20 protein-coding genes and 1 other annotated feature are annotated in these 24,054 nt (G+C 39.5%); of the genes, 10 read left to right on the top strand and 10 right to left on the bottom strand.

The features are described from left to right. Window positions 1-35 precede the first annotated feature (35 nt). The gene (locus COE25_RS16110; protein ID WP_066260326.1) at window positions 36-257 is read left to right on the top strand and encodes a DeoR family transcriptional regulator; all 222 of its coding nucleotides are present in this window, start codon (window positions 36-38) and stop codon (window positions 255-257) included. Between the two features lie 473 nt (window positions 258-730). Beyond that, window positions 731-2,086 (top strand): amino acid permease, encoded by a 1,356-nt coding sequence (locus COE25_RS16105; protein WP_098933323.1) that lies wholly within the window; start codon window positions 731-733, stop codon window positions 2,084-2,086. Between the two features lie 48 nt (window positions 2,087-2,134). Here COE25_RS16105 and COE25_RS16100 read toward each other — a convergent pair whose 3' ends face one another. Continuing rightward, window positions 2,135-3,019, bottom strand: coding sequence for a LysR family transcriptional regulator (locus COE25_RS16100; RefSeq protein ID WP_098933322.1), 885 nt, complete (start codon window positions 3,017-3,019; stop codon window positions 2,135-2,137). Window positions 3,020-3,143: 124 nt separating this feature from the next. Between COE25_RS16100 and COE25_RS16095 the strand changes: the two genes are divergently transcribed. Further along, complete coding sequence (locus tag COE25_RS16095) at window positions 3,144-5,144, top strand: YhgE/Pip domain-containing protein (RefSeq protein WP_098933321.1); 2,001 nt, start codon at window positions 3,144-3,146, stop codon at window positions 5,142-5,144. A 44-nt stretch (window positions 5,145-5,188) separates the two neighbouring features. Here COE25_RS16095 and COE25_RS16090 read toward each other — a convergent pair whose 3' ends face one another. Continuing rightward, window positions 5,189-5,566 (bottom strand): ArsR/SmtB family transcription factor, encoded by a 378-nt coding sequence (locus tag COE25_RS16090; RefSeq protein ID WP_098933320.1) that lies wholly within the window; start codon window positions 5,564-5,566, stop codon window positions 5,189-5,191. Further along, window positions 5,567-5,992, bottom strand: a complete 426-nt coding sequence (locus tag COE25_RS16085; protein WP_098933319.1) for an SRPBCC family protein — start codon at window positions 5,990-5,992, stop codon at window positions 5,567-5,569. Between the two features lie 286 nt (window positions 5,993-6,278). Between COE25_RS16085 and COE25_RS16080 the strand changes: the two genes are divergently transcribed. Next, window positions 6,279-7,025, top strand: coding sequence for an AAA family ATPase (locus tag COE25_RS16080; RefSeq protein WP_180247515.1), 747 nt, complete (start codon window positions 6,279-6,281; stop codon window positions 7,023-7,025). Window positions 7,026-7,267: 242 nt separating this feature from the next. On the opposite strand, the gene speD is transcribed toward COE25_RS16080, so the two are convergent. Next, complete coding sequence (gene speD, locus COE25_RS16075) at window positions 7,268-8,077, bottom strand: adenosylmethionine decarboxylase (protein ID WP_088089302.1); 810 nt, start codon at window positions 8,075-8,077, stop codon at window positions 7,268-7,270. Window positions 8,078-8,267: 190 nt separating this feature from the next. Here speD and COE25_RS16070 point away from each other — a divergent pair, with 190 nt between their 5' ends. After that, a complete protein-coding gene (locus COE25_RS16070) occupies window positions 8,268-8,702 on the top strand; it encodes a Dps family protein (RefSeq protein ID WP_088089303.1) in 435 nt (144 codons plus the stop codon). A 143-nt stretch (window positions 8,703-8,845) separates the two neighbouring features. Then, on the top strand, window positions 8,846-10,132 hold the full coding sequence (locus COE25_RS16065; protein WP_098933318.1) for a DUF4309 domain-containing protein: 1,287 nt from the start codon (window positions 8,846-8,848) through the stop codon (window positions 10,130-10,132). A gap of 171 nt (window positions 10,133-10,303) precedes the next feature. On the opposite strand, the gene COE25_RS16060 is transcribed toward COE25_RS16065, so the two are convergent. Then, the gene (locus COE25_RS16060) at window positions 10,304-11,023 is read right to left on the bottom strand and encodes a 16S rRNA pseudouridine(516) synthase (RefSeq protein ID WP_088089305.1); all 720 of its coding nucleotides are present in this window, start codon (window positions 11,021-11,023) and stop codon (window positions 10,304-10,306) included. Between the two features lie 28 nt (window positions 11,024-11,051). Then, complete coding sequence (locus tag COE25_RS16055; RefSeq protein WP_098933317.1) at window positions 11,052-12,662, bottom strand: putative polysaccharide biosynthesis protein; 1,611 nt, start codon at window positions 12,660-12,662, stop codon at window positions 11,052-11,054. A 204-nt stretch (window positions 12,663-12,866) separates the two neighbouring features. Here COE25_RS16055 and COE25_RS16050 point away from each other — a divergent pair, with 204 nt between their 5' ends. Further along, window positions 12,867-14,141, top strand: coding sequence for a BaiN/RdsA family NAD(P)/FAD-dependent oxidoreductase (locus tag COE25_RS16050; RefSeq protein ID WP_098933316.1), 1,275 nt, complete (start codon window positions 12,867-12,869; stop codon window positions 14,139-14,141). Window positions 14,142-14,148: 7 nt separating this feature from the next. Here COE25_RS16050 and COE25_RS16045 read toward each other — a convergent pair whose 3' ends face one another. Continuing rightward, complete coding sequence (locus COE25_RS16045) at window positions 14,149-14,334, bottom strand: sporulation protein Cse60 (protein WP_088089308.1); 186 nt, start codon at window positions 14,332-14,334, stop codon at window positions 14,149-14,151. A gap of 151 nt (window positions 14,335-14,485) precedes the next feature. Here COE25_RS16045 and COE25_RS16040 point away from each other — a divergent pair, with 151 nt between their 5' ends. Genes COE25_RS16040 through COE25_RS16030 form a run of 3 tightly spaced genes read left to right on the top strand, consistent with a single transcriptional unit; the run spans window position 14,486 to window position 16,303 of the window. Continuing rightward, complete coding sequence (locus COE25_RS16040; protein WP_098933315.1) at window positions 14,486-14,896, top strand: hypothetical protein; 411 nt, start codon at window positions 14,486-14,488, stop codon at window positions 14,894-14,896. Continuing rightward, window positions 14,896-15,774 (top strand): FAD:protein FMN transferase, encoded by an 879-nt coding sequence (locus tag COE25_RS16035; protein ID WP_098933314.1) that lies wholly within the window; start codon window positions 14,896-14,898, stop codon window positions 15,772-15,774. The genes COE25_RS16040 and COE25_RS16035 overlap by 1 nt, the downstream gene beginning before the upstream one ends. Before the next feature lie 7 nt (window positions 15,775-15,781). Continuing rightward, the gene (locus tag COE25_RS16030) at window positions 15,782-16,303 is read left to right on the top strand and encodes a ferric reductase-like transmembrane domain-containing protein (protein WP_257208860.1); all 522 of its coding nucleotides are present in this window, start codon (window positions 15,782-15,784) and stop codon (window positions 16,301-16,303) included. Between the two features lie 51 nt (window positions 16,304-16,354). Here the strand turns inward: COE25_RS16030 and COE25_RS16025 are convergent, their stop codons facing one another. From COE25_RS16025 to COE25_RS16015, 3 genes are all read right to left on the bottom strand, one after another. After that, the gene (locus COE25_RS16025) at window positions 16,355-16,669 is read right to left on the bottom strand and encodes a rhodanese-like domain-containing protein (protein WP_088089312.1); all 315 of its coding nucleotides are present in this window, start codon (window positions 16,667-16,669) and stop codon (window positions 16,355-16,357) included. A gap of 48 nt (window positions 16,670-16,717) precedes the next feature. Beyond that, the gene (leuS, locus tag COE25_RS16020) at window positions 16,718-19,135 is read right to left on the bottom strand and encodes a leucine--tRNA ligase (protein WP_098933312.1); all 2,418 of its coding nucleotides are present in this window, start codon (window positions 19,133-19,135) and stop codon (window positions 16,718-16,720) included. Between the two features lie 43 nt (window positions 19,136-19,178). Further along, window positions 19,179-19,400, bottom strand: a binding site (T-box leader). Between the two features lie 191 nt (window positions 19,401-19,591). Further along, window positions 19,592-23,893, bottom strand: a complete 4,302-nt coding sequence (locus COE25_RS16015) for an endo-alpha-N-acetylgalactosaminidase family protein (protein WP_373605360.1) — start codon at window positions 23,891-23,893, stop codon at window positions 19,592-19,594. Window positions 23,894-24,054: the final 161 nt, after the last annotated feature.

The following is a 24,054-nucleotide window of genomic DNA, read 5'->3' as shown; positions in this document are numbered from 1 at the left end:
GCCATGGGTTTGAAAAAAGGATAGGGAGTGGTTCTTTGAAACCTTCAACTAACCGGATGTTAAACCGCATCAAATGTATCTACATGTTTATCCGCAATAACGGCACTGTTTCTACGCAAGAACTTGTAGAGGAATTTGGTATCACTCCTCGCACCATTCAACGAGATTTAAATGTCTTAGCCTATAATGACTTGGTAATTAGCCCAAGCCGCGGAAAATGGACGACAACACAAAAGAGAGTAAAAATGTCTTCTTAATAAGAAAATAAATGAGCATAATTTCATAAAAAAGCACGCGAGCCTATCTCGCGTGCTTTTTGTTTGTCTAAAATCAATGGTGCTCATGTACTTGGTTCGTGATTTTTTGATATTCCTGTTCACTTAGGATCCCTAGTTTTCTAAAAACATAGGAATAAATGAAAATCCTCCGTTGCAATCGAGGGGTTACGAACATATTAATCATCTCCTGCCTTAATTAATTATATTCGCCATTTCAAACAATGTTTCCTTCAACCAAAAAAAATTCTTATGGATAATATTTTAACCCCATAGCAAGAACACGCTGGGAAGGAGCTGAGCCACTATATTTGTGTGGAAACAGTAATATGGGTTGATCTAAAATCTTCAACACTAATTGACAGTTTTCAATAGTATGGTAGTATATTAATATCAAAAAAATACTTTAGCGCTTAAAAGCGTCTAAGCAAAAAAGATAAGTGGGTAGGAATAACATGAAAAATAATCATCAGAACTTACAAAAAGGATTATTACCGAGGCATGTCCAGTTTATAGCCTTAGCTGGTATGATTGGTACGGGGATTTTTAAAGGGAGTTCCGACACCTTGGCGATTGCAGGACCGAGTGTTGTAATTGCCTATTTAATTGGCGGCCTTTTACTATTTATCATAATGGCTGCCTTAGGGGAAATGGCGCTTGCTTTTCCAAATTTAAATGTACAGCATTTAGTAAACAAAGCATTTGGATTCCAAGTTTCGTATATCGTGGGATGGCTTTACTGGATCAACTGGATTCTTGTTACGGTTGTTGAATTATTAGCAGCGGGAAGTTTCCTACAATTTTGGTTTCCTACAATACCATTATGGGTGTTAAGTTTCCTTTGCGCAGTTATAATCGTAGGAATTAATTTTACTCAAGTAAAAAATTATGGGGAACTTGAATTTTGGTTTGCTGGAATTAAAATCATAGCGCTGATAGCGTTTATCATTTTAGGCTTTTCACTCCTATTAGGAATTATTCCAAGCTCGATCCAGGATCCGCTCGCTAACTACACAGCACACGGCGGATTTTTCCCGAACGGAATAGGTGGAACTTTCAGCGCCTTTTTAGTGGTCATGTTTTCGTATGGTGGTGCGGAGTTAATTGGGATCGCTGTTACCGAGACAAAGGATGCTGAACGAGTATTGCCAAAGATTATTAAAGGGGCAGTTTGGCGTGTTATTATTTTTTATATATTACCAATACTAATCATTTGTGGACTCATGCCTTGGGACAAGGTTACGGGCGCAAACAGTCCCTTCGTTCAGGTCTTCAGTACAACAGGGTTGCCTGGAGCAGCACATATCATGAATTTTGTCCTGCTGACAGCCGTGCTGTCCGCTGCAAATTCAGGTATTTATGCGACATCCAGAACGCTGTTTTCCATGGCACAAAGTGGCGTTGCACCTAGGGGGTTAGCAAAACTCTCTGCAAAGGGAATTCCAATAACTGGAATAATACTTACAAGTATATGTATACTAGCAGGTGTTTACCTAGCCTATCTAACACCTAGTCAGGTAATCGGCTATCTCATGACCATTCCAGGGTTTACAGTCATGCTACTCTGGATTAGTATTTGTGCAGCTCAGTTAAAACTAAGACCACTTTACAAAAGTCAACCGGCATTTAACGTAAAATGGTTTCCATATACGACCATCTTCGCCATTGTATCTTTAAGTATTATCTTTATTGGATTTGTGTTTAATCCAAATAATCTAATTGGGACATCCGTTAGCTTGGTAACGATTGGCTTGTTAATCATCCTCTCATTTCTTGTTAGAAAAAATGGTTTGAATGAAATTACCGCTTAATAGATACAGAAAAGGCCCTCAATTTACTTGTTGGCCTTTTTTGCTATTTCAAAGAGAAGGCTTTGAAAAGTACTTGATCACATACTGACGAAATTCTTGTCCCGCCTCAGATAAATAACGCCTCTTTGACCAGCCTAACCCAATGGTCCTTTGGCATTTTGGTTCAATGATTCTCAGTTTGTTTGGAAAGGGATTCGTATGATGGAGCCACGAAATTTCTGGAATAAAAGCAATCCCTAAACCTTGTTTAACTAAATCCCCTATCACCCCCGGCTCATCTCCTTCAAAAGCAATGTTTGGAACAAATCCTGCCTTACGACAAAATTCATCTGTTAAGTTTCTAAATCCGAAACCAGTATTCATACCGATAATAGGCTCGTCCTTTACTTCATTAAGAAATATTTCTTCTCTCCTCGATAAATGATGATCTGGGGGAACAATTAAGTAGATTTCTTCAGTCATTAGCGGTTCCCAGACGATATCCGTCCCCTCAATAGGCACGGATGAAATACCAAAATCAATCTCCGCCTTTTCCAGCCGGCTTTTCATTGAGGAGGTTGACTCTAGGACTTGTTGAAATTTAATTTCGGGAAAAAGCTTTAAAAAAGAACTCAATAACTCAGGAAGGACCCTTGGAATACTGACCGCTAAAGTAATTTGCGTTTGCTTTTGATGAGCTCTTTCAGCAATTTCTCTTTTCCCTTCATTTAATTCTAAAAATATCCGATTCACTCGATCTAAAAACAGTTTTCCGTAGTCGTTTAACCGGAGCTGTCGATTTTTCCGATCAAATAATGGAACACCCAAATCTTCCTCTAATCGTGCTATGGTTTTACTTAAAGAGGGTTGGGCAATTTGAAGTTCTTCTGCGGCTTTGGTCATATGCTCAAGTCTGGCAACTGTTTGAAAATACTGTAATTGTAAAAACTCCATCAATTATGCCCCCTTATCAATAGATTGAAAGCTACTAAATGATAACTAATTATATATTATACAATATACGTAAAAGTATTTATCATTGTGGTTATGTAAAAAACTTAAATGTAAAGGGGTCATTATGAAAGGAATTCACTTAGTATTTAGGGATTTAAAGATGATGTGGCATCATAAGCACGGAAGGATCGCCTTAGTGTTCCTATTAATCGTTCCGTTAATTTATTCTGGTTTCTTTCTTGCTGGTTACTGGAATCCCTATGGACGGTTAGATCAACTTCCTGTCGCTGTCGTCAATCTAGATCATGGATCGATGATGGATAACAAGTCGATTGAGGCAGGTCAGGAATTTGTCAAAAACTTAAAAGAAAACAAGGATCTCAAATTCTATTTCCTCTCTGCAAAGACCGCAAACCAAGGGTTGAAAGACGGGAAATATTATATGGTTTTGACGATTCCAAAAGATTTTTCACAAAAAGTTAGTACATTAATGGATGAACATCCCGAGCAGGCAAAACTAAATTTTAAAATAAATCCAGGAAAAAACTTTGTTGCCTCACAAATTAGTACGACCGCAACGGAAGAAATGAAGACAAAAATAGCAGCTAGCATCACGAAATCCTACGCAGATGGCGTATTTTCAAAGTTTGTTGAATTAGCAGACGGCTTACGTGATGCCGGCGATGGTGCGTCAAAAATTAATCAAGGAACAATCGATGCTAAGAATGGAATGATCCAGCTGTCAGATGGTGTCGACCGCTTAAATGATGGTGCAAAAAAGTTAGAGGATGGGAGTCAGCGGCTTTCAAACGGTCAACAAAAATTGACTCATGGGCTTGCCGGTTTAAAAGAGGGCTCACTAGCACTTTCTAATGGCATGGAAAAGCTTTCTGAAGGTCATGCAAGTGTAGAAGTTGGGATGGAACAATTAACGGAAGGCATGCAATCTTTGGCTTTGAATAGTGAAAGGTTATCTCAAGGTCAAGCAGGGGTGAAAAACACGACAGATGAATTATCGAAAGCAGTAGAACTATTTTTACAAAATCACCCTGATATGAAAAATGATCCTACCTTCCAACAAATTGCTGCCATGTCAACCGGCCTATCAAAAGCAGCTGATTCATTGAGAAGTGGTCAAGTCCAACTTGCTCAAGGGGCAAACAAATTAGTTCAAGGACAAACAAAAGTCCAAGATGGTATGACAAAGCTTGGCGATAAAATGGATGATGCTGCCACCGGGGCAAACAAATTATCTGAGGGAACCGTACACTTTTCCAATGGTTTCGTTCAATGGAAAAATGGTTTTTCCTCTTTAAATAATGGAATAGTTGATTTAGCAAACGGTGGAAGTAACTTAGATAACGGCACCAATCAGTTAGTAGATGGTTTGGATCAATTGAGCGTTGGTTCAGACGAGTTAGCCACAAAATTAAATGATGCTGCTATGCAAACGTCTAGTATCCATAATAATAACCAATTAACCTCGATGTTCTCAGAACCAGTCAAATTAGTAGAATCGGATTTATCCGAGGTTCCGAATTATGGGACTGGAATTACCCCCTATTTTCTATCTTTAGCATTTTATGTAGGTGGAATAATGGCAGCTAACATCCTTCCATTAGGGCGCAGACAAGATCTTAAGGTTAATGGAACAGAGCATTTTATTAATAAACTCGGACTTAAGTACTCAATCGCATTAATACAAGTGTTATTTGTCGATTTGGTAGTCCTTTTCGGATTCAAAGTACATGTGGTAAGTGTTCCCTTGTTTATTGTATCCAGTGTCATTGTCTCCTTAACCTTCATGACGGTCATCCTTATGTTAGTGACATTGTTTGGTGTTGCAGGGAAATTTATGGCTGTTACACTATTGGTTTTACAATTAGCTACATGTGGTGGAACATTCCCGGGTGAATTGAGTAATCCTATCCTAAGCAAGATCGGTAATGTTTTACCAATGGCCCATTCATTACGGAGCTTCCAAGATGTTATCTCCCTAGGGGATTGGGCCCAACTACAACAGCAAATACTAATCTTACTTTTCTACCTAGTAATATCGGGGGGAATTGGATGGGTGACAAGTCATCTGCAACATTCCAAGACTGCCGTGGAGACCTCTCATTAAAAACTAAAAAAGTGATACCCAATATTTACATGGGTATCACTTTTTTAATCTTTTTCGTCTTCTGGCTTTTCAGTTGCCGGATGGAGATGTTTGATTTCCTTCACATCCGGCTCAACAAATAGCCGAAGTGCTGAGAGCTTATTTTCCCAAAATATCTCAAAATATTGGAGCCAATCTTTTAATTCATATAAGGGCTCCGGCTCCAGCTTGTACCTTGTTTCCCTGCCCGCTTTCCGTTCCTTAACTAGCCCGGCATCTGCTAATACACGTAAATGCTTGGACACAGCGGTTCGGCTTATCGGAAAGTGTTCACTTATCGCTGTGACAGGCATCTCTTCCTTGCTAAGAAGTTTTAACAGCTTTCGTCTTGTTGGATCAGCGATGGCTTGAAAAACATCATGCTTTGCCGATGAAGACGCCATTTATGCCTCAACATATGCTTGCAATTTTTTCACAAGACCAGCCCAGCCCTGATTCATGTTATCGCGGATCGGAGTATGCGGAGCACCGAATTCTGTAACTTTGTTAGCGTCCCAGCCACTATGGATAAGAGTTAATTCTGTTTTATCATCCAGTTCTTTTAATTCAAATGTTAGTGTCCAATCTTTTCCCCAATTAAATGAAAGTTTTTTAGGTGGATCGACATGTGTTACCTTACAAGGCGACATGCCAAATTGCGCAGCATTTAAGTGAAATTCATGTCCTTCAACTGGTTGAAGGTCATTAGGCATGAACCACGCACCCAGACCTTCTGCTGTAGCTACTGCATCCCATACTTTAGCTATTGGAGCATTGTAAACGACTGTATACTTTATATCTTCTAATGTTGCCTGTGACTCATTTCCCATTTTAATTGCCTCCTCGAATTGTGCTGCGATTATTACTTCATTACGAAACCATTTGGTTTCACATTAAGAACTATATAACACCATTTGGTTGCACGTCAAGCATTTCTTTTTTAAAAAGAAAAACGGTGACTTCACATTAAGTAAAGTCACCGTAATTTTCATTCAATATACTTTCATCCATAATTATTACAACTCAATATATAGGATAAGCAGTAAAAATATGCTACTTTTAATATTAACCAATCTGCTAACTTTCCTTATTAAAATAAAAATTGGGGTAATAAATATGATAAATACTCAATATTTACGAAGAATTAATCTGAAAAGAGATGAAATTCCTTCTTTTAATAAATATCCCTTTAACCTGCCCAGTTTGCGAGGCTTAGACGAACTAGCTTTTCATCCGAATGTTACTTTTCTGATTGGGGAGAACGGCATGGGTAAATCCACCCTGCTCGAAGCGATTGCTGTAGCAGTTGGTTTTAATCCAGAGGGAGGGTCCTTTAATTTTAATTTTTCAACCTATGATTCACATTCTCCTCTTGCAGACTATCTCAAAGTAATAAAGGGTATCGAAAAACCTAAGGATGGATTTTTTCTGCGCGCTGAAAGTTTTTATAATGTTGCTTCTAATATTGAGGAACTGGATAAAGGAGGCGGCGGGAGAAGGGTCATTGAATCATTCGGAGGTGTTTCCCTGCATGAACAGTCGCATGGTGAGGCTTTCTTTGCCACGTTTCTTCATCGGTTTGGCGGTAATGGGATATACATTTTAGATGAACCAGAAGCAGCCCTCTCCCCACTGCGGCAGATGTCGATGCTGACAAGGATTCATGATTTGGTGAAAGATAACTCCCAATTTATTATTGCTACCCATTCGCCAATCATCATGGCTTATCCTGATGCAAAAATCTTTGAATTTACGGAAGAAGGAATTATTGAAAATACACTTGAGGAAACGAATCATTATCGGATTATGAAACAATTTTTTGATGATAAAAATAGAATGCTGCATCATCTGTTAGATGATTAAAATTTGACTTTGAAAGACTGGTTTCTCAATCACCATTCGTTCCAGTCACGTAGACACCTTCTACGTGAACCAATTCTTCATTCTGGCATTCTTAGGGGAACGTAGATACCTTCTACGTTCCCTTATCATTGGTTAGGCCCCTGTTTCGGGCACGTTGACACCTTCTATGTGACCCTATTCATAATTATGACTCTGTTCCAGTAACGTATATACCTTAATGGCTTTTCCTTCGGCTTCATTTACTATTGGATAATATTTTTCCCATAAAAGATTTCATCCATTTCAATCTTTAATCGCTCCGTAATCTCAATATGTTCATCAGGGGAAAGCTTATCTTTTGTATATCCAAACAAATAGTTATTTAAGTCGAATTCACGCAGCTTGCATTTTGTGTGAAAAATATGTTCCTGATAGACATTAACGTCAATCATATCGAATAATTCGCCAACATCATCAGGGATGTAATTCTGAATTGAATTTATTTCATGGTCAATAAAGAGCTTATGCCCTGTCTTATCCCTTGTAAAACCGCGGACCCGGTAATCAATTGTCATCACATCTGTTTCAAATGATCGGATTAAATAATGAAGGGCCTTAAGGGGCGAAATTTCCCCGCATGTTGAAACATCAATATCTGCCCGAAATGTGCTTATTCCTTCATCAGGGTGGAATTCCGGATATGTATGAACCGTGATATGACTCTTATCTAACTGAATCACCACAGATTCCGGCAGCGGTCCCGGAGATTCCTCAAAGGATTCAGACGGCGCATTCGCAACTGGACCCTCAGATACCAATAGAGTCACGCTTGCTCCGGCCGGTTCAAAGTCCTGACTCGCCACATTTAACACATGGGCACCGATTATATCTGATACATGGGTTAAAATTTTTTGCAGCCTGTCTGCACTGTATTGTTCATCTATATACTTCAGATAGGCTTCACGTTCTTCCCTCGTTTTTGTAAAACAAATATCATACATATTAAAGCTTAACGATTTCGTCAAGTTATTAAAGCCGTGTAACTCAATAGCCTGCTCGTGTGTAAGTCTCATGACAGTTCCCCCTTAAAATTAAGGTATCCTTTGCAAGTAAATATTATTAAGATACCCAGAGTTCTACCTAGTTACTAATTTTTTATAAAATGTTCCCCCTTTCTTAATTATAATTATTATTATTTAATATTTACTTTTAAATAATATATGATATAATTAATTCAGATAAGAAATTAGGAGGAATGCTAAAATGACCGTTGAACAAGTAATCAACCAACAAATTGCAAACTGGAATATACTATATACTAAATTACATCGTTTTCACTGGTATGTGAAAGGTCCTCACTTCTTTACCTTACATGCCAAATTCGAAGAATTATATGAGGAAGCAGCAGCGACAATTGATGAGTTTGCTGAGCAATTATTAACCATTGGCGGCAGTCCTATTTCTACCCTTAAAGAATATCTTCAACTTGCAACCATTGAAGAAACCATTGAAACATTAACTGCTGAAGAAATGGTTCAGACAATCGTCCATGACTTTTCCTTAATCATTGATGAATTAAAAGCTGGGATGGAAGTTGCTGAACAAAACAATGACGAGGTAACCAGTGATATGTTTTTAGGCCTAATCGGCAAACTCAATAAACATAACTGGATGTTACAATCTTTCCTACAGGCTTAATTGAAAATAAACGTTAAATCTAGGACAAGCTGATTGCTTGTCTTTTTTTTCATGCGATTGAGTTGAATTTTCCCAAAATTGAATGTCTTTGCTATTATTAAATCAAGTATAGATCAAATAAATTATGGGAGGTGAAACCCCTAATGAAGTTGTTAACACCTATCTTGACGGTCATTTTCTCTTTGTCTACCCTATTAACTGCTTGTGATTCGGAACAGCTGCATCCAAGTAATAATGTACAGCAAAAGCAAAATGGCCTACAGCCTAAGGAAATAAACCAATCCTATTTAAAAAAGCTTGATAATATTAAGGATTTGGCTCAAAAAGGAATGGTGAAGGATTGTCCATTTAATACGTTTGATCGCACAATCCAACAAGTTAACTCTGAATGGGGTGAACCCGACAAGGTTGATCAGGCAGGTTCTGGCACCTATGCCACCTATGACAATAAAAACATCGTTTTAGGCTATAACAAGGCAGGAGAAATTTTCGACGTTCGTTCCTATGATGCGGACCTCAAAGAAATTACAGACAAGATGGTGGTCAGATCATTCGGGCAGCCTAAGGAAATACGAGACAATAATAATGAAAATATTTATGTTTATGAATTGAAGCAGCAAATTCAGCTTAAGTTGATTTTTCCGAAAAGTAGTAATGTGATAGATCATATTTCTGTTTTTAACCCAAAAAGATCTACCATCACAGCATCAAATAGCGAATACATCCTTGATATAAAAGGAAGCTCCAATCAGTTATCAGAATCAGCTTGGGCTTCGATGCAAAAATGGCGGAAAGATATCGTCCTCTTTGCTAAAAACCAAAAGAGTGTTTATATTAATGGCCCTGATAAAAAACAGGTGGCCCTAACGTTTGATGATGGACCTGATGATGTAATCACACCGGCAATCATTGAGATTTTGGCAAACCACCATGTAAAAGGAAACTTCTTTTTTATTGGCAGTAAGGTTAATAAGCATCCTGATGTTGTAAAGGATGCCTTTAAAAATGGAAACTTAGTCTTAAGTCATAGCTTTAATCATGTAGAATTAACCAAATTAGGCAAAAACGCTACTAGACTCGAAATTGATCAAGCTGGGAAAGCAATTAAATCAGTTATTGGCAAGGAGCCGGCTATCCTTCGTACACCATATGGAGATACAAATGTACAGGTGGCAGGGGTTGCAAAACAAGAGGGCTATTCCATTGTCCTCTGGTCGATTGATACCCTGGATTGGTCCCAAATGGATTCAAAAAATATCATTCGCAATGTGATCGATAATCTTCGAAACGGTGACATTATCTTAATGCACTCCGATTCCGATAAGAGTGAGACCAAAAAAGCCTTACCACTCCTTATAGAAGAATTGCAAAAAAGAAATGTTGAAATTGTCGATTTAGAAACAATGTTAGATGTGAAGGCCTATCAATAATCAACCATATATCATAATATGGATTCGCTGATTGGATTCATAAATTCGCTGATTGAACTTATTAAAGGCAAGAAAATTCCATATTTACGCTTTAATAACGTTATTTTATAGTGAAATATTTATTAAAAGGAAAAAGCAGCTATTTTTTTAGCTGCTTTTTACATTTTAAGATTATTTCACTTGATATCCTCGCAATAATTCTACTTCTTCGTCTGTCAGTTCCCGGTATTCACCTAACTCCAGTGTCTCATCCAACGGCAAGGGGCCCATTGTAATCCGCTGAAGATAAACCACTCTTTTACCAACAGCTTCAAACATTCTTTTCACTTGATGAAATTTACCTTCCGTAATGGTTAGCTCAATGTCAGAACGGATACCGGATTTTATTATTTTCAACTCACCTGGCTTTGTTTCGTAGCCATCATCCAAGGTTACTCCATTAGCAAAGGCCACGACATCATTTTCCGTTACTTCACCATCAATGACAGCAAAATACGTTTTCGGAACATGCTTTTTCGGTGAAAGTAATCTGTGTGCCAAATGACCGTCATTGGTGATCAGCAGTAAACCTTCTGTGTCCTTATCCAATCTGCCAACAGGAAACGGTTCATAGACCTGGTCCTCGAGCTCTAATAAATCGATAACCGTTTCGGTAGTGCTATCTTCTGTCGCTGATAATACCCCTTGCGGCTTGTTCATCATCAAATAGATAAATTCTTTGTATTCAATAACCTCACCATTTAAAGTCACGGTTTGTTTGGACGTATCCACATGCTGTTTTGCATCCTTGACTACCACATCATCAACCTTGACCGCACTACTTTTTAAAAGCTGCTTCACTTCTTTCCGGCTGCCATAGCCAAGATTAGCTAGCATTTTATCAATTCTCAATTGTCCCATCTCCTTTTTAAGAAGATTTTTAAAATCTTAACCTTAGTTTTTGCTTGATTCGATCGACCCTGTCACCAAATAAACGGTTCACTAGTCCTGATTTCAGGCCTAAGTAAAAATAGATGACGGCGCCCATTCCGGCACTTATCACGATAAGCAGGACGGATTGACCCTTTGATGCAGGAGAAAGGAATAGTAATAGTAATTTATAAACAATTTCTGTTCCTGCCCACATCAATCCTGCGAAGATGATAATCAATAAACTCCTCCGCCATACCAGCCGGAAACGATAGCCGGAGAATGACTTAATCACAATTAAATTAATGACAATCGCTGCCGTATAACCAAGCGCTGTGGCGAGAACGGCCCCTCTTGTTTCAAACATTTTAATTAATGGAATGTTTAGAGCAAATTTTATTAATAAACCCACAAGCAAGCTTAAGATGGTAAAGCGCTGTTCGTTAATTCCCTGCAATATGGCTGCTGTGACAGAATAGAGGGAAAAAAGAATCGCAACAGGTGCATAGGCGCCTAATACTTGTGTCCCAAGATTATCATGCTCATAAAAAGCTGTGTAAACCGGTTCGGCCAATAACGAAAGCCCGATAGCAGCCGGTAATGTTAAATAGAGCAAAACTTGAAAGGTTTGGTTTAATTGCCGGTCCATGTTTTTCTGATCATTCTCTACAAATGCCTTTGTAATACTCGGTATGAGTGTTAAGGAAAAGGCCGTTGCAAGTGATACAGGAATAATGACAATTTTATGTGACTCGAAATTTAATATACCAAAGGCCGCATCAGCCATCTGCCTTGCATTGCCCATTGCGGACATCGCCCGGTTGAAGGTAATTTGATCGATAAATTGAAATAACGGATTGGCAATTCCGACAAAAACGAAGGGCGCTGCGTATAATAGAATTTCTTTATAGATTTCCTTTAGAGAAATATGGCTGGTCCCTTTATCATGTTCAAGTAGTTCGTCTAAATAGGGTTTTCTTTTATACCAATACCAAAATAAAACAACTAATCCTCCGATAGCACCGACAAATGCTGCAAAGGTGGCAACGCTAACTGCCGAAACAATAGTGCCATGTAAAAATTTCAGAACAACATAGGCTCCTGCAAGTGTAAAAATAATTCGTACGATTTGTTCGACAACCTGTGAAACAGCCGAAGGTCCCATTGATTGATGTCCCTGAAAGTAACCTCTGATTAAGCTCATAATTGGCACAACGATCAATGCAAAACTAACAGCCCGAATAACCGTCGTAACATTGGCCAGTTGTCCTTTACCAGGATGACTTAATTCAGCTAACATAGGTGCAGCGGAATACATCACTAAGAATGCCACAACCCCAGTCAACAACATTACCACTAGTCCCGATTTAAACAGCTTTCGGCCAACAGCATACTCTTCAAGTGCATTATATTTTGCAATGAATTTTGAAACAGCCAACGGTACACCCGCCGTTGCAATACTGATAAAAATGGTATATGGGACATATGAAAATGAATAAAGCTGCGTCCCGTGTTTCCCGACAATTTGATAAAACGGAATAACATAAATTAATCCAATAACCTTAGATAGTATTGTTCCAAACGTTAGAATAAATGTTCCTCTTAAAAGCTTTGACTGCATAGAATCCCTTCCTACCCGAAGAAATACGTGCGCTTCTTCACAAATAATTCGACTTTTTTTGCACACTATTAGTAGTTTACAACTTCTTTCTCTCAGACGCTACTAACTTCCAAGTTAAATTTACGAAAAAAAGGACACATTCGTTTTATTTTGATGATAAATGTTTATAATGGAGTGACGGATTAAAGTAAAGTTGGTGGAAATATGGATTATGATGTAATCGTCATCGGCGGCGGACCTTCTGGGTTAATGGCGGCCATTGCAGCTGGTGAAAAAGGCGCAAAAGTACTTTTAATTGATAAAGGAGACAAGCTCGGCAGAAAGTTAGCTATTTCCGGAGGTGGTCGCTGTAACGTGACGAATCGCCTGCCAATTGAGGAAATCATCAAGCATCTACCGGGGAACGGTAAGTTTTTATATAGTGCCTTTTCAATCTTTAGTAATGAAGATATTATTAAGTTCTTTGAAAAATTAGGTATCGAATTAAAGGAAGAGGATCACGGGCGGATGTTCCCCGTTTCCAATAAGGCTCAATCTGTTGTTGACGCCCTATTAAATCAGTTAGAAAAGCTTCGTGTCAGGATTTTCAAAAATAGCCCTGTAGAGGACCTTTTCTATGAAAATGGAACCGTTTCTGCCGTCTTGTTGAAAGATGGTCAAAAATTATCAGCTAAATCGATCGTGATTGCCGTTGGGGGAAAATCAGTTCCACATACCGGTTCAACTGGTGATGGGTATGCCTGGGCGAAGAAAGCAGGTCATACGATTACGGATCTGTTTCCAACTGAAGTCCCTGTCACCTCTAGCGAACCATTTATTAAAAATAAAGCCCTACAAGGTTTATCACTAAGAGACATTGACTTAAGTGTTTTGAATCCGAAAGGTAAGCCGATTATCTCGCACCGCATGGATATGATTTTTACCCATTTTGGAATCAGCGGACCTGCCGTGCTGCGCTGCAGTCAGTTCGTAGTCAAAGCTATGAAAAAGTGGAATTTAAAAGAAGTAACCATGAGCCTTGATGCCTTACCAGACAAAAAAGAGGAAGTAGTTTTTCAAGAAATTCTAGCGCTTGTAAAAAGTGAGCCTAAGAAAAGCATTAAAAATACGCTAAAAGGGCTAGTCCCTGAACGATATCTTCTATTTCTATTAGAACATAATGGGATTGACCCATCCGAGCAAGGTGGCACGATATCCAATGAAAAAATTCGTAGTTTTTCAAAGAGCTGCAAGCATTTCCTGATAAAAGTAAATGGCACCTTGCCTCTTGAAAAAGCTTTTGTCACTGGCGGTGGAGTGTCTGTTAAAGAAATCGAGCCACAAACGATGGGCTCAAAATTAATGAACGGTTTATATTTTTGCGGTGAAATCCTTGATGTTCATGGTTATACAGGAGGGTATAATATTACCTCTGCCCTTGTAACTGGAAGATTAGCTGGTACCAATGCAGCCCTGTCTGCAAAAAACAAAAAGGTCTGACTATTTGTCAGGCCTTGTAAATAATCATCGCGGAAAAACAATAAATCTGCTCCTCTTCTTCTTCCTCCGGCATTGCTGCCACATTATATTTAATATCCAGCAGGCTTGTTTCATCCAGCCCTTTCAAAAAACGATTCATTTCCTTTTCTAAATCCTTCTCATGCTCCCGATCAAACAATTTAACCTGTATCACTTTTCTCTCTCCCTCTCTTTTTTACTACCATTATTAACAACTTATCTGAATTTTAAAAATAAGCAGACTGAAAAATTAAGGTTATTTTAAGATTCAACTTGTAAACTCCTTTTTAGAAAGACAGTTTCACCTATAGAAAGGAGCATTAAAAATGGATAAAAAACAAAAAATCTCTTGGGGCGTTAGTTTTGGGAGTTTAGCATTAGTAGCTGGAATGGTATCATTTCTTGGTCTATCAAATGGCGATCAAGAGAGCAACCAAGTGGCACTTACTCAAGGGCAATCCTCAAATAATAATTCTAATCAGCAATCACAGGATGGCTTTAATACACAACAACGTACTGACCATGGTAGCGGTTTTGATCAATCCTTTGATGGCGGTAACTCATCACAATACAATCAAAATGATGATTCTAACAATAATTTTGATTCTAGTGATCAGCACTCGAATAATAATGATCAATTCAATGAAAACAGTAATCAACAGGATCAATTCTCAAATGGCGGCGGACCTGGAATGGGACAACAAAGTGGCTTTGACACGACTACAGGTGGAACCTGATGTTTACCTACCGGTTTCCTTCAATGAGTACAAATGTTCAAATCTCTATTAGTCAAGAGTTGTTTGCTAACGATTTAATGCCTATCTACAAGCTATTTGAATTGATTGAGGATACGTGCAGCCGTTTTCGTTCTGATAGTGAACTGTCACGATTAAATCAACAAGTTGAAAAAGAAGTCATCGTTAGCAGTGAGATGTTTTCAATACTATCAGACGCTCTTCGATTTTTTGAAGAAACGGAAGGTATTTTTAATCCTAGCGTTCTATCGACGCTTGAAAACCACGGCTATTCAAAATCGATTGAAATGATAAAGGGGAAAGAGTTAGCAGTAACTCCCCCTTCATCAATGGCTGTGATATGTTCGCAACCTTTTATGCTAAACGAAAGTAAACGGTCCGTAACCCTATTATCAAAAATCGATCTTGGGGGAATGGCCAAGGGCTGGGTAATTGATCGTGCCGCACTGCTTTTAGATAGGTTGGGCTATGGCTTTATCAACGTGGGTGGTGATATCCGCATTTTCGGCACGTTGCCACGACCATTAAATATCGGGATCGAGAGTCCATTTGCCGAAACAACGATGATTTCTTCGATTCAGGTTCAAAATGGTGCGCTTGCGACGTCCACAACCATGAAAAGAACATGGCGGATGAATGGGGAGTGGACGCATCATTTGATTGATACTCGAACAGGAAACCCTAGTAAAAGTAAGATTGTATCGGCAACAGTGACAGCCCCAACTGCTTTGGAAGCTGACGTTTGGGCAAAAACCGTTCTTTTACTTGGTAAACAGGCTGGTCAAGAGTGGATAAATAGAAAAGGTGTCCAGGCTGTGTTAATTACTAAAGACGGAGATATTTGGAGAGGAGGAGAGTAACTTGGAAATGTTTGAATGGTATATGATCCGTGCTACAGGTTTGGTAGCTTACCTTTTACTTTACTTGTCTGTCATCATAGGACTATACTCTCAAGTTCAGAAAAAGCGAAAGCAAAAGGTCACTGCTTCCCTATTTTTGCATGAATCACTGTCTAATTGGACCCTTTATCTTGTCCTTGGCCACGTAGGATTTTTACTAATCGATTCATATATCTCGTTACAATGGTTAGAAGTACTCATACCGTTTAATACGGACTATAAGCCCTGGCCAATGGCGCTGGGCGCACTTTCCCTTTATTTCTTAATTATGACCATCGTTACATCCAAAGCACGAAAAAAAATCGGCTATCAAAAATGGCGGAAATTACACGCATTGAATCCGGTCCTATATATATTTGTTACGATACACGGTTTATTGATTGGTACAGATATTCAAGCGGCTGTGCTTGCGGGAGTCAATATCCTGCCGCTTATCCTTTTAGGAGGTATGTTGATGAGAGATAGACCTAAGGTGGGGATTACTCACTAACAAAGAAAAGCGCTTATTTTCATAAAAAAACCGATTCCATGGTGGAATCGGTTATTCTGTGTATTCCGTTTCTCCTGTCCATGCGAGCATGCCGCCAACCATATTGCGGACCTTAAAGCCTTGGTCCTGCAGATAATAGCAGACATTCCCACTGCGGGCACTTGAGCGGCAGATAAAGATATATTCTTTATCCTTATCAAAATAGTCAAGATTAGCCGGAATGTCCCCCATGCGAATATGCTTGGCCCCTGGTACCATCCCGAATACTACTTCTTCATCTTCCCTTACATCCACAAGCTCAAGTTTTTCCCCTGCCTCAAGCTTTTTTTGTAATTCTTCTGGTGTAATCGTTTGAATTTCTTCCATCAATTCCATCCCCTTTAGGAAAAACAGCCCCGGAGAAGGGCCGTTCTTTTAATTTGCAACAATATTAACAAGTTTTCCCGGAACAGTTATCACCTTGCGAATTGTTTTTCCTTCAATTTGTTCCTTTATGTGGGCATCTTCCATAGCGATTCCTTCTAGTGACTCTTTGCTTGCATCAGTTGGAACCATAAGCTTTGTTTTTACTTTACCATTAACTTGGATGACAATTTCAACTTCATCATCGACTAGTTTCGCCTCATCAAATGCAGGCCATGTTTGGTAAGCTATCGTTCCACTGTGACCTAACTTTTCCCATAGCTCTTCAGCGATATGCGGGCAAATAGGGGCAAGCATTTTAACGAATCCTTCAATGTACTCTTTTGGCAGTACCGTTGCTTTATAGGCATCATTAATGAATACCATCATTTGTGAAATAGCCGTATTAAATCTTAAGCCTTCATAATCCTCCGTCACTTTTTTCACGGTTTGATGATACACTTTTTCCAGTGTTGAGGCTTCATCAGTTGCTTGAATCTTTGGATTTAGTTCACCGTTTTCCTCAACCAATAAGCGCCAGATACGATCTAAGAAGCGGCGGGAACCATCCAACCCATTTGTCGACCAAGCAATCGATGCATCAAGCGGTCCCATGAACATTTCATACAGGCGAAGGGTATCGGCACCGTGGCTGCCGACGATATCATCAGGGTTTACTACATTCCCTTTTGATTTACTCATTTTTTCATTTCCTTCGCCTAAAATCATTCCTTGGTTAAATAGCTTTTGGAATGGTTCTTTGGTAGGAACCACACCGATATCATATAAGAATTTGTGCCAGAAACGTGCATAAAGTAAATGTAATACGGCATGTTCGGCACCGCCAATGTAGATATCAACTGGAAGCCAATGATTTAACTTTTCCTGTGAAGCAAGTGCTTGATCATTTTTCGGATCAATATAACGTAAATAATACCAGCAGCTGCCTGCCCATTGCGGCATTGTGTTCGTTTCGCGGCGTCCCTTTTTACCTGTTTCCGGATCCACAACATTCACGAAATCAGAAATAACTGCAAGTGGTGATTCTCCTGTCCCTGAAGGACGAATTTCAGTTGTTTTTGGTAACATCAGTGGAAGCTGGTCTTCCGGAACTGCTGTCATTGTGCCATCTTCCCAATGGATAATCGGAATCGGTTCACCCCAATAACGTTGACGGCTGAACAGCCAATCTCTTAGGCGGAAGGTTACTTTCTTCGTTCCTATTCCTTTTTCTTCTAACCAAGCAATCATTTTTTGAATGCCTTCCGTTTTATCCAAGCCATTTAAAAATTCAGAGTTAATATGTTCACCGTCGCCTGTGTAGGCTTCTTTGTCAATATCTCCACCTGCGACAACTGCTTTAATCGGAAGGTTAAATTCTTTTGCGAATTCATAGTCACGCTCATCATGTGCAGGAACTGCCATAATCGCACCAGTTCCATAGCTTACTAACACATAATCAGCAATCCAAATTGGCATTTTCTCCCCATTGGCAGGATTGATGGCATAGGCGCCAGTAAATACTCCTGTTTTCTCTTTGGCAAGATCCGTACGTTCCAAATCGCTTTTCGTCTTAACTTTGTCTAAATAGGCATCAACCGCAGCACGCTGTTCAGCTGTTGTTATTTTTTCAACAAAGGAATGTTCAGGTGCAAGCACGGCATACGTAGCACCAAATAAAGTATCAGGGCGAGTAGTGAAGACAGTGAATGTCTCCTCATGTCCTTCGATTGAGAAGGTAACTTCCGCACCTTCTGAACGGCCGATCCAGTTGCGCTGCATTTCCTTCAAGCTTTCAGGCCAATCAAGTTCTTCAAGGTCTTCTAGTAAACGGTCACCGTAAGCGGTGATTCTTAACATCCACTGCTTCATCGGACGACGTTCAACAGGGTGCCCGCCGCGTTCACTTTTGCCATCAATGACCTCTTCATTTGCTAGTACCGTTCCAAGTGCAGGGCACCAGTTTACCGCTACTTCATCAATATAAGCTAGGCCTTTTTCAAATAATTTCAGGAAAATCCATTGGGTCCATTTGTAGTATTCAGGGTCAGTCGTATTGACTTCACGATCCCAATCATACGAGAATCCTAATGATTTAATTTGCCGGCGGAACGTATTGATATTCTGTTCTGTAAATTCTGCTGGATCGTTACCCGTATCCAATGCGTATTGTTCCGCTGGTAGGCCGAACGCATCCCAGCCCATTGGATGAAGAACATTGTATCCCTGCATCCGCTTTAAGCGGGAAAGAATGTCGGTTGCTGTGTAGCCTTCAGGGTGTCCAACGTGTAGACCTGCCCCTGACGGATATGGAAACATATCTAAAGCGTAAAATTTTCTTTTATCAAATTCTTCGCTTGTTTTAAATGTTTTTTCTTCTTCCCATTTCTTTTGCCACTTTTGTTCGATTTGATTATGGTCGAAACTCATAATGCTCTTCCTCCTAAAAAAAAATAAAAAACCCCTCATCCCAAAAAGGGACGAGAGGATTGTATGTATCTTCCCGCGGTACCACCCACATTAGTGCTGACTGCACTCGCTTCATTCATCCTTAACGCGGAAAACGGCAAGCCTTACTATTCCTTCACGCTTGCAACTCAAAGGCGAGTTCATGATGTACCCGGTTAACTTCCACCAGCCGTCAACTCTCTATTTGCGGGTATGAACCATTACTACTCCTGATCACTGTCTTTTCAATATTAATATAAAGTATTACGGTTATTGTATTAAATTTTCAGTAAGTATGCAAGCAAACTTGTGCCTAATTTAAGGATAGACTCATTTTCATTAAAATAAACATTTATCAAAAGGCATTATTAAGAAATTGAGTCTGTTTCCTCTATAATTAAATAGAGGGAAGTGTCAGAAGCACTTCCCTCTTCAACTCTATTTCACCTGTTCAATCCGAAGGTTATCTAAAATAAATGTTCCTGCCCCGGTATCTTCATTCACACTAGTTCCATCGCTGAAAATTCCAATATAGGTTTGCCCATTGTCAGAACCAGTGATTGTAAACTCAGCCGTTTTGGTAGTGGCAGATGCTGGAAGCGTATTATTCAAACTTAGTCCCTTGGCTGCTGTAATGTCCCGAACATCAATTTCTTGATTACCTGAGATAAAGCGATAGGCATTGGCAGTAGTTTGATAGTCAAAGGATACTTTGTATGTTACTCCCGGTTCAAAGTGGAAGTGCTGCGGAATCGTGCGATACACTAAGCCTTTGTTTCCGGTATTTACTTTAACGGACCAATTTCCGCCTAAGACATCATCTACTAATTTTTTACCTGCCCATCCTTTTTGTGTATAAGGAGCATGTAACTCAGACAAATGAACTCTGTTGTCTTCTACCCCTTCCGTATTACCAATCACAAATGGGTAAATTCCTTGCACGACCGATTCAAAATCTTGTTCAAATACCCCTGATGACACATTATTTTTCAAAGACTTTTGAACGACCCGAATATCATCAAATTTGGTGGTTCCTTCTCCGGCCTCACGGCTTAGAATGATTTCAGCCTTTTTTGATGTAGCCGTAAAGCTTACCTGCATCCTTTGCATTTTGCTATTGTAGCCATCATTCGTAGCATGTGAGTCTGCTTTCACAAAGTTCTTTTGCAGGCTACGCAGCGTATAATTACTTACATCTTTCACCCCGCCAGTTATTTTGATTCCCGCTTTTACATCACTATTGTTTTCTACATATACCTCTGCCACATAATCCTTGCCAGGCACCAGGTCAGTAATGGAGCGGGAAACGGTTGTATTTTTCGATGGACTTTCCATATTCAAATAATTGTCACCGCTGCTTACATTACGGGCAGTTTCCGTTTGATTCGTTCTCTTGACACTGACAGCATCTTTATCTCCTGCCACTTTTGTCACTTCATCTTTGACGGTTCCCGAATTGAATCCTGTGTCATAGACATGAGCACCGTTGCTCCAGTCATCGACTTGTAAACCCTTCTCTTTTTTATCCGGAATAACAACATATGGCGTTGCTGCCTCAGCTGTCAAGGTTACCTGATTATTGACCACTTCGACTTTCTGCACTTCTGTTCTACCTTTATCTGTCAATTTGTACACATAAACCTTTTGAGATGGACCAACAAATCCAGCCGGCAATGTCCAAGTTGTAGTACCGCCTTCCAAATTCCAATGATACAATTTTTCAGCAGCAGGTGTTGGATTATTAAAATCTTGTTCCACCCAAGGAAGTAAATAAGCATGTTCATCAAGGACAACATTTCCATTAAGTGTAATAACACGCTCTCTGGAGTTGTCTTTCCTAGTTACAACCACATCATCCCCATTACTTGGGTCTTTTAACTTGATTTCTTTTTCAAGGTTTGTTTTTTGCTTGTTACCTTCTCCATCTGTCCACTTGGTGACATAATACTTTTGTAAAAATTTAGTTGGTAGATTGGTATCGAATGTCATCCGGATAAACTGGTCAAAGTTCTTATCCGATTGCCAACCCTCGAAACCTGCTAATTCAAATCCGCCAAGCAACGGGTGATCAGCCGTTCCGCCTGCTTCAGGCCAATTCAACACCCAAGAATCTTTTTGGTGATTGCTAATAAAGCGAAGGACTTCAGAGTTAATTCCCTTGCTGGATGCCCCGCCGTAGTTCTTATCCGTTGCCCAGTGCTGCCATGTTGAATAATTGGCAATAGATGTACCAAACTCGGTTGATACTCTCCAACCTCTATCCATAAATTGTTCTGCCACTCGATCAGATTCCCACTGATCTTGATACCATACATCCAAATAGATAAAGTCAAGACCTGGTGCAGCTGCTTTTAATTGGTCCAGTCTTTGCGCACGTGATCCTGAGTACAAATCCTTTAATTTATTGATGGTATAAGATTGATCCAACCAAGCCCATCCTTTGGAATTTGGACCATCAATAAAATCCTCACTAAAAACTTTGGCTTCAGGATACGTTTCTTGAGCATTAATATGGACACCAAATTCAGAGTTGTACTTATGACCATCACTAATAAGCGTTTTTAAATCGTCTGCGCCGCCAATCCGTTCACCTACATCGCTATAATCCGGGTGCCCGCTGTCATGACCTTCATTCGCATATCCTTTTAATAGCACAGCCTGGCCCAATTCATCTGTAGCGAGAGCTACCTTTTTTACATTATCCAATGTTTTTAGGAATGGATGTTGTGCTTGTGATCCAAAATTCATGGCAATCCGTGTGCCTACAAGATTGTTTACATCTTCTGACCCTTTTATATCTTGCATGATTTCGCGGTAAGCAATCGCACCGTCTTGCCAGTCAACTTCATCATCTTTATTCAAATCGTCAGCAATAGCAATTTTCACAGTAGGTTTAGCCGTTTGTGGTTCCGGCATAAATTCTCTTTGATAATAAAGCAAGCTGGAGCCGATTCCGATGGCTTTCGTACCATCTTTATTCTGATAACGATTAGCCACTAAATTACGGTAGCCATTGACTTCCGAACTGGACCATACACCAGCACTCAATTTGTTCGTTGACAGGAAGGCTGTATAGTATCTTTCTGAAGTTCCAATGCCTTCCAAAGATGAATCGACAGTAACATCAACATCCCCAGGTTTGGTCACATCACTGCTAAGATTCGTTAATTTGGCTTTAGCACTGGTTTGAGCTGAATTGACGGAGATAAAGTTCAGATCAGCTAGTTCAACCGATTCGATTTTTGCACCTTTAGCATTGTTGATTTCTTCAAAAGTATAGATCACTTTATTTTTTTGAACTTTTAATGAAACTTTAATAACAGCATCAAGGTTTTCATATTCATCGCTTACCTTTAAGGTATACAATGCTTCACTTTCACTCAGCTTTTCATAGCCTACCTCTGGATAGTAAAGTGTGCCGTTCACTTTCAATCCGTAAACAGGAGATTTTTGTCCGTCCATTACCTTATCGCCCACCCGGTATTCGATGACACGCGGGAATACTTGGTCAATAGTGACATTCATAAAATCTGAGCTTAATGTATCCTCTACCGGAGGAGTATCTGGCGCTTTAGGTGGAACGTATTCTTTAATTTTGATGTTTGAAATCGTAATGTCGGCAGCACCGCGGCTCTTTTCAAATCCAAGTAAACCTGCTATATTGACACCGCCTGATAATGTCCAGCTATTCACTTTTTTATCATTAATGTATAAAGTAGCTACATCGTCCATGAATTTCATGAGTAAATGATAGGTTTTCTTTGCTTCTAATGGCACGTTTGAGGACATCTCCGTCCAACTGTTTGCAGGACCAAAGATTTCTCCAAAATACTGATTATTTTGATCTCCAGTACCTACATACGTGTATGCAGATGGATTTTGCACACGATAGATTAGACCAAAACGGTTCATGGCGCCAGCCCCTGGAGTAATATCAGCTTCAAAAATACCATTCTTAATTGCTTTCATTTTATTATAGACAATTCGATTCTTTTGGGTAGAGGTAACATGGAAAGTTGCTGAACCATCTTGATTATAGGTAACGCTTCCGTCGCCAGAGATGATTTTAAAATCACCTTCTCCAAGTTGGTTATCAGTAATGTCGACAAGTTCTCCTTCTCCCGGCACTTGGCCTCCATCTCCTGGAGCATCTCCCAATTCAATTAGTACTTGGCTGTTTTTACCACCAAAAGCACCAAGTTTAACCGCTTCCTTACCTGTAAGCAGCTTATTTACATCATTTGATAAAGTAACCGGTCCAAATAAATCTTTTCCATCTAAAGTAACATTCAAAGTGGCCCCGCTATAATCAATTTTAATTGAATGTTTGCTCCCAGCATCAGGAAGTGGGATGTCTGGTCTAGTTTGCAGCCAGGTTCCACTGCCTTGATATTTGTATTCATAGAACCAGCCGAGTGTGTCATACCCTACAAATACAAAGTTATTAGGGTCACTATAATGTGGATAGAAACCAAATCTGGTATCTGCCCCATTCAATTCGGGAATAAAGGTATATTCCATCGTTCCTGATTCTTTTGCTGCTTCATCCTTTTCTTGAAAAATAGCAGCTTTAACTCCATTGTCATTTCCAGCACCTGCTCCAAGCAATGCATAAGCCTTACCATTCTGGGTGACAATTTCATTTACTTCATTTCCTCCAGTTGAAATGGTAACCCATGGATTCGTTACTTCTGCTGTTGCACGTAACGGTGGAATGAACCCCGTTAAAAATGTTGGCAAAAATAACACAAGTGCAAGCAATGTACGGATAAATCTCTGATAATACTTACTGCCCAATTCCTCTCCTCCTTTAAATATACTAGTTTGATAGAAGTCGATACCTGCAAGTTGTTTAAAATATTGCAAAAATAACAGCAAATACCACCACCTACTGTAAACTA

It is taken from the genome of Bacillus sp. AFS031507, from assembly GCF_002584635.1.
GTDB lineage: Bacteria > Bacillota > Bacilli > Bacillales > Cytobacillaceae > Neobacillus.
Note: the sequence above shows the minus strand (reverse complement) of the source record. Positions and strands in the feature narration are given on the sequence as shown.

Coding starts and splice junctions, on each gene's coding strand:
- COE25_RS16105 (WP_098933323.1), top strand. CDS start 731: ATGAAAAATAATCATCAGAACTTACAAAAAGGATTATTACCGAGGCAT.
- COE25_RS16100 (WP_098933322.1), bottom strand. CDS start 3,019: ATGGAGTTTTTACAATTACAGTATTTTCAAACAGTTGCCAGACTTGAG.
- COE25_RS16095 (WP_098933321.1), top strand. CDS start 3,144: ATGAAAGGAATTCACTTAGTATTTAGGGATTTAAAGATGATGTGGCAT.
- COE25_RS16090 (WP_098933320.1), bottom strand. CDS start 5,566: ATGGCGTCTTCATCGGCAAAGCATGATGTTTTTCAAGCCATCGCTGAT.
- COE25_RS16085 (WP_098933319.1), bottom strand. CDS start 5,992: ATGGGAAATGAGTCACAGGCAACATTAGAAGATATAAAGTATACAGTC.
- COE25_RS16080 (WP_180247515.1), top strand. CDS start 6,279: ATGATAAATACTCAATATTTACGAAGAATTAATCTGAAAAGAGATGAA.
- speD (WP_088089302.1), bottom strand. CDS start 8,077: ATGAGACTTACACACGAGCAGGCTATTGAGTTACACGGCTTTAATAAC.
- COE25_RS16070 (WP_088089303.1), top strand. CDS start 8,268: ATGACCGTTGAACAAGTAATCAACCAACAAATTGCAAACTGGAATATA.
- COE25_RS16065 (WP_098933318.1), top strand. CDS start 8,846: ATGAAGTTGTTAACACCTATCTTGACGGTCATTTTCTCTTTGTCTACC.
- COE25_RS16055 (WP_098933317.1), bottom strand. CDS start 12,662: ATGCAGTCAAAGCTTTTAAGAGGAACATTTATTCTAACGTTTGGAACA.
- COE25_RS16050 (WP_098933316.1), top strand. CDS start 12,867: ATGGATTATGATGTAATCGTCATCGGCGGCGGACCTTCTGGGTTAATG.
- COE25_RS16040 (WP_098933315.1), top strand. CDS start 14,486: ATGGATAAAAAACAAAAAATCTCTTGGGGCGTTAGTTTTGGGAGTTTA.
- COE25_RS16035 (WP_098933314.1), top strand. CDS start 14,896: ATGTTTACCTACCGGTTTCCTTCAATGAGTACAAATGTTCAAATCTCT.
- COE25_RS16030 (WP_257208860.1), top strand. CDS start 15,782: ATGTTTGAATGGTATATGATCCGTGCTACAGGTTTGGTAGCTTACCTT.
- COE25_RS16025 (WP_088089312.1), bottom strand. CDS start 16,669: ATGGAAGAAATTCAAACGATTACACCAGAAGAATTACAAAAAAAGCTT.
- leuS (WP_098933312.1), bottom strand. CDS start 19,135: ATGAGTTTCGACCATAATCAAATCGAACAAAAGTGGCAAAAGAAATGG.